This is a genomic window from Streptomyces sp. (genome assembly GCF_031178505.1).
Classification (GTDB): Bacteria; Actinomycetota; Actinomycetes; order Streptomycetales; family Streptomycetaceae; genus Streptomyces; species Streptomyces gulbargensis.
In genome coordinates this window covers 1-6,175 of record NZ_JAPSIW010000415.1, presented here as the reverse complement: position 1 = coordinate 6,175, position 6,175 = coordinate 1, and the positions used below count along the sequence as shown (strand labels likewise).

The following is a 6,175-nucleotide window of genomic DNA, read 5'->3' as shown; positions in this document are numbered from 1 at the left end:
GAAAGGGCCCCGGGGGAGGCACCGGACAGGACCCCGTCCCCGCCGGAACCGCCGGCGCCGGTTCGCGCGTCGCCACGGGAGCGGTGGAGGGGGCGGGATGCTGAGCGTCGCCGTCGCCGGGCTGCGCACCCGCTGGGCCTCCCTCGTCGGCGCGTTCCTGGCCCTCGCCCTCGGCGTGGGACTGCTCGTGGCGACGGGTCTCGGGCTCTCCGCCACCCTCCGGGCGCCGGACCGCGCCCCCGAGCGGTTCGCCTCCTCGCCCGTCGTCGTCCAGGGGCAGGACCGGCTCACCCTGCCGGTCCGGCGCGGGCCGGACACCGCGTCCGTTTCCCGGCCGCTCGACCGTCCACAGCCTGTGGACGGCGAACTGCTGCGCGAGCTGCGCGCCCGCTGGACCGTCACCGCCTCCGGCGGCTCCGACGCCGTGGGCGTGGACGCCCCCGCCGCCGACGTACGCGCCCTCGTCGGCGACCGCGCCCAGGTCCTCACCGGCGCCGACCGGCGCCGCGCCGACCCCGGCCACACGGCGGACGCCGAGGCGCTCACCGGCCTCAACGCCCTCCTCGGCACCTCCGGCGGTGTCGCCGTCTTCGTCTCCGTCTTCACCGTCGCCTCCACCTTCGCCTTCGCGGTGGCGCTGCGCCGCCGCGAGTTCGGCCTCCTGCGCGCGGCCGGCGCCACCCCCGGACAGGTCCGCCGACTGCTCCTCACCGAGGCGGCGGCGGTGGGCGCGCTCGCCTCCGCGACCGGGTGCGTCCTCGGCTCCCTCGGCGCGCCCGTCCTCGCCCGGACGCTGGTGGACCATGGCCTGGCACCCGCCTGGTTCACGGCCGGCGACGCCGCCTGGCCGTACCACCTGGCCTTCTGGACGGGCCTTGCCGTCGCCCTCACCGGGGCGGCCGCCGCCTCCCACCGCGCCGCGAGGACCGGCCCCACGGCCGCCCTGCGCGAGGCGGACGTCGACGCCGGTGTCCTTCCCCCGGGCCGGGCGCTGCTCGGTGCGGCGCTGCTCCTCACCGGGGCGGGGCTGCTCCTCCACACGTACGTCACCGACCCGTCCGCGCTGCTCAAGCGCAAGACGTACACCACCCTCCCGATGCCGCTCATCGGCGGCACGGCCCTGCTGGCGCCGCTGCTCGTCCGGCCCCTGACCCGCCTGCTGCCGGCGGGCGGGGCGGTCGGCACGCTCGTACGGGAGAACAGCCGGGCCGCCGTGCGCCGCACCGCCGCCGTCGCCGCGCCCGTCCTGGTGGCCGTGGCGCTGGCCGGGACACTGTTCGGTTCGGCGGCGAGCGTGACGCGGTCGAAGGGCGCCGAGGCACGGGAGGCGACGGCGGCCTCGTGGGTGGCGACGGGCGAGCGGCTGCGGCCGGTCGCGGCCCCGCCCGGGACCACGGTGTCCGCCTCCGGGGCGACCACCGTCTTCGTACGGGACGGGGCCGAGGCGGTCGTACGGTACGGGGCCCGGGCCGTCGACGACCCGGCGGCCTTCGCCGAACTGGCCCGGCTCCCGGTCGTCGCCGGTGACCTGCGGGACCTGGACGACCGGTCGATCGTCGTCCACGAGGAGTTCGAGCACCGCCGGGTCGGCCGGTCCGTCGACGTGTGGCTCGCCGACGGCCGGGGTCCGGTACGGCTCAGGGTGGCGGCCGTCCTCGCGCGCGGCACGGGCGGCAACGGGCCCTACGTCACGCGGGCGAACGCCCCCGGCTCGGCCGTCGACCGCGTGGAGGCGGGCGGCGGTGACGGGGCGGCGGTCACGCGCGCGCTGGCGGCGAGCGGCGGGCGGGTCGCGACCGTCGCGGCGCGCACGGCCGCCGACCACCCGGCGGGCAGCCCGCAGGCGCGGGCCGGCCTGGCCCTCGTCCTCGGCATCGCCGTGGTCCACACGCTGATCACGCTCGCCACCACACTGCTCATGGCGACCTCGGTACGCGGCGGGGAACTGTCCTCGCTCCGGCTGGCCGGCGCCACCCGGGCCCAGACCGTGCGGGTCGTGGCGGGCGAGGCGCTGTTCGCCGTGGTGATCGGGACGGTCCTGGGCCTGGTGGTGACGGCGCTCTGCCTCGGCACCCTGGGCGCGGGCCTGGCCGCCCTGTCGGCGCCGGCCGCCCTCGCCCTACCGTGGGCCACGGTCGGCGCGGTGGCCGGGACGTGCGCGCTGGTCGCGGTCGCCGCGGCGGCCCTCCCCGCGTGGCGCCTCACGCGCTGAACGGCCATGGTGGGACACGGGGCGGTGACCGGGGTCGGAGCCGGGTCACCGCCCCGCCCCGTGGGCCCCCTCCCCCCGTCCCCGGTCGTGCGGCGGGGTGCCGGCGCCCCTGGTCACCGGCGGTGAGGCGGTGGGAGGATCCGACCGCTGGACGAGCAGGAGCACGACCGTGGAGGGGTGACCGTGTACGCGACCCGGCTGGGAGACGACGGGGCGGAGCTGCGTCCGCTCGAACCGTGGCAGGCCGGGGAGTTCCTGGCGCACATGGACCGGGGGCGGGAGTTCATCGGCGCGCGCAACGGGCTGCCGGACGTCGTGAAGGATTTGGAGTCGAGCCGGGCGTTCCTGCGGGCCTACGCGGAGAAGGCGGCCGCCGACACGGGCCGGATCCACGGCATCCGGCTCGACGGCACCCTGGTCGGCGCGGTCATCCTGCGCACGCTCGACGTCTCCGCGGGAGTGGCGGAGGCGGGCTGCTGGCTCGAACCGGCGGCCGTGGGGCGGGGGTTGGTGACCCGGGCGGCACGCGAGCTCATCGGCTGGGCGATCGAGGTGCGGGGCGTCCACCGCGTGGAGTGGGTGGTGTCGGCCGACAACGGGCCGAGCATCGCGGTGGCCCGGCGGCTGGGCATGAAGCGGGACGCCGTCCTGCGGGAGAGCCACCACTACCGGGGCAGGCGGGTGGACGAGGAGGTCTGGTCGGTCCTCGCCCCGGACTGGCTCGCCGCCACCGCGCCACAGCCCCGCTGAGAAGCGGCCCCGGCGCGTCCTTCGGAGCTCGGGGCCGATCATCGACGCCGCCCCGGAGCGCGGGCGGACGCCCGCGCCCCTACCGGCCCGCGCGACCGCCACCGGCCTGGCCGCCACCGCGCCCGCGGGACGCGGTCCATGCGGCACGACCCCCGTCCCGGCCTGGGGGCGCCGGGCCCGGCGCGCGCCCTCCCGACGGTCGCGGCCCCCGGCGCCGGGGTGCTCGTCCGCTCACCCCGGCGGCGCCTGAGCGGTGCTGTCAGTGGTGGGTGTCACACTCGCACCCATGAGCGAGAGGTGGGCGCTGGCCGCCGAGCCGGAGGGGGAGGGCGTGCTGCTCGTCCCCCTCGGGCCGGACGGTCTGCCCGCCGGGCAGGTGCGGCGCGAGCCGGACGCGGTGACGGCGGTACGGTCCCGGCCCGAGGTCGCCCGGTGGGTGTGGCGGTCGACGGCCGAGGTGTATCCGCGGCTGCTCGCCGCCGGTGTGCGGGTCGAGCGGTGCTACGACGTCGAGGCGGCCGAGCAGCTGCTCCTCGGGCACGAAGGGCGCCTCGGCGAGCCACGGTCGGCGGCCGCGGCCTGGGCGCGCCTGCGGAACGCGCCCGTACCGCCCGACCCCCCGCAGCGCGGCGCCGAACCGGGCACGCAGGACTCCCTCTTCGAGCCGCGCCCGGCCGCGCCCGTCCCCTTCGAGGGTTTCCTCGCCGTCTACGCGGAGCAGCAGCGCCGGCACGACCGGGCCGAGCACCCGGGCCGGATGCGGCTGTTGACCGCCGCCGAGTCGGCCGGGATGCTCGTCGCCGCCGAGATGCACCGGGCGGGGCTGCCGTGGCGGGCCGACGAGCACCGGGAGCTGCTGCGCGAGCTGCTCGGCGAGCGGTACGCGGGCGGTGGCGAGCCGCGCCGGCTGGCGGAGCTGGCGGACGAGGTGTCGGCCGCCTTCGGCCGCCGGGTCCGTCCGGACCTGCCCGCCGACGTGGTGAAGGCGTTCGCGCAGGCCGGCATCCGGGTGCGGTCCACGCGCCGCTGGGAGCTGGAGGAGATCGACCATCCGGCGGTGCGGCCGCTCATCGCCTACAAGAAGCTGTACCGGATCTGGACGGCGCACGGCTGGTCCTGGCTGGCGGACTGGGTGCGGGACGGGCGGTTCCGGCCGGAGTACGTGCCCGGCGGTACGGTCACCGGGCGGTGGACGACGAGCGGCGGAGGGGCGCTGCAGATCCCGAAGGTGATCCGGCGGGCGGTCGTCGCGGACGAGGGCTGGCGGCTCGTCGTCGCGGACGCCGACCAGATGGAGCCGCGGGTGCTGGCCGCGATCTCCCGCGACCCCGGGCTCATGGAGGTGGCCGGGCACCCCGACGACCTCTACACGCGCCTGTCCGACCGGGCGTTCTCCGGCGACCGGGACCACGCCAAGATCGCGCTGCTCGGCGCGATCTACGGGCAGACCAGCGGGGACGGCCTGAAGAACCTGGCGGCCCTGCGCCGCCGCTTCCCGCGCGCCGTGGCCTACGTGGACGAGGCGGCGAAGGCCGGGGAGGAGGGCCGTCTCGTCCGGACCTGGCTCGGCCGGACCAGCCCCCGGGCGGTGGGCGCGGGTGAGGACGAGGAGGCCGGCATCCCGCAGGAGGCGGCGGACCTGCCGGCGGAGGACGGCGGCCCGGCGTCCGGGTTCACCCCCGGGTACGCCTCCGGGAACAGCCGGGCGCGCGGCCGGTTCACCCGGAACTTCGTCGTCCAGGGCAGCGCCGCCGACTGGGCCCTGGTGATGCTGGCGGCGCTGCGGCAGGCGCTCGCGGGGATGCGGGCGGAGCTGGTCTTCTTCCAGCACGACGAGGTGATCGTGCACTGTCCCCGGGAGGAGGCCGCGGCCGTGGCGGAGGCGATCCGGGAGGCCGGGGACGAGGCGGGGCGGATCACCTTCGGGGTGACACCGGTGCGCTTCCCGTTCACCACGGCCGTGGTCGAGCGGTATTCGGACGCCAAGTAGGCGGAGCGGGCCACGGGGGGCGGGGGGGCGGAGGAGACCGGAGGAGACTCCACCGCTCCTCCGGCCTCCGTACAGGTGGGGCGCCCGGCCGTTACTTCGCGGACGGCTTCCGCCACTTCGGGCTGAGGGCGATCGTTTTCAGCTCCTCCATGGTCAGTGCCGGTTCGGGGCGCGTGGCCGCCGCGTGCTGGCCGCCGGCGTTGAAGGCGGAGACGACGACCCGGAAGCCCGCGGGCGTCATGGTGTCGACGGTCCACCAGACGACGCCCTCGCCGCCCTTCTCGCCCGGACGCTGCAGGAGCTTGACCACGCGCCCGTCGGGCAGCGTGGTGACCTCACCGGTGCCGAAGAGGCTGCTCCGTACGTCGTTCATGCCCGGCTGGACGTTGATCTCGATCAGGCTCCTGCCCCGGCCGTCGTCCACGACGGCGTAGCCGTAGCCGGCGTCGCCGCCCTGGTCGACGACGTCCACGTCCTCGGGCAGCAGGGAGCGCAGCGCCGCCCGGACGGCCGGGCCGCTCGGCTCGGCGGGCTCCTCCGGGCGGCCGGGGTCCGCCGTCGGCTTCCGCACCGGGACGACGGGCAGGCGCTCCAGCAGCGGCTTCCAGGCCTCGGCGGTGACCAGGGCCTTCAGCCGGCCCGGGGAGAAGGGCGGGTCGGCGCGGGTGACGGCGGCGCCCTTCTCGGCCGGCGCGTTGTACTCGCTCGCGTCCACGAGGAAGTCGTCCCGGGTGAGCAGGACCGCGCGCCAGACCTTGGTGTCCACGCGCCGGTCGGGGTACTCGTACCCCTGGAGGATCATGAGCCGGGAACCGTCCGGCAGCCGCTCACTGGTGCACGCGTCGTAAACCGTGTGGACCTTGGAGGGGCAGGTGACCTGCCCGGTGCCCGCCTCGCCGTCACCCTGCGCGCGGGAGAGCCCGACCGTGACGGCCGCCCGGCCCCGGCCGTCGTCGTACACGCCGGAGACGTGGTGGCCGGTGCCGCCCGCGTTCATGATCTGCCAGGTGCCGCCGGGGGTGTGGGCCTTGAGGACGGCGGCCAGGTCCTCGACGGGGAGCGTGGCCCGGTGCGGGTCCTTCTCGTTCGGCACCTCGGCGGTGGTGCCGTCGCCGGGAGCGGCCGGCCCGTCCGCGGGCTGCTGGGCCACGGCCGCCGGGGCACCGGTCCCGGACGGGGCGAAGAGCCCGGCGCCGTGGACGCCGCCGGCGGCGACGGCGACG

The 6,175-nt window shown here is 77.4% G+C and carries 4 protein-coding genes; 3 read left to right on the top strand and 1 reads right to left on the bottom strand.

Annotation, left to right across the window (positions count from 1 at the left end; translation table 11 throughout):
* Positions 1-97 precede the first annotated feature (97 nt).
* The 3 genes from RIF68_RS23830 to RIF68_RS23820 all read left to right on the top strand — a co-directional run bounded on the left by RIF68_RS23830 (position 98) and on the right by RIF68_RS23820 (position 4,952).
* Complete coding sequence (locus RIF68_RS23830; protein WP_309053339.1) at positions 98-2,212, top strand: ABC transporter permease; 2,115 nt, start codon at positions 98-100, stop codon at positions 2,210-2,212.
* Between the two features lie 183 nt (positions 2,213-2,395).
* Positions 2,396-2,962 (top strand): GNAT family protein, encoded by a 567-nt coding sequence (locus tag RIF68_RS23825; RefSeq protein WP_309053340.1) that lies wholly within the window; start codon positions 2,396-2,398, stop codon positions 2,960-2,962.
* Between the two features lie 286 nt (positions 2,963-3,248).
* A complete protein-coding gene (locus tag RIF68_RS23820) occupies positions 3,249-4,952 on the top strand; it encodes a bifunctional 3'-5' exonuclease/DNA polymerase (protein ID WP_309053338.1) in 1,704 nt (567 codons plus the stop codon).
* A 91-nt stretch (positions 4,953-5,043) separates the two neighbouring features.
* On the opposite strand, the gene RIF68_RS23815 is transcribed toward RIF68_RS23820, so the two are convergent.
* A partial coding sequence (locus RIF68_RS23815; protein ID WP_309053337.1) for a hypothetical protein occupies positions 5,044-6,175 on the bottom strand: 1,132 nt, incomplete at its 5' end.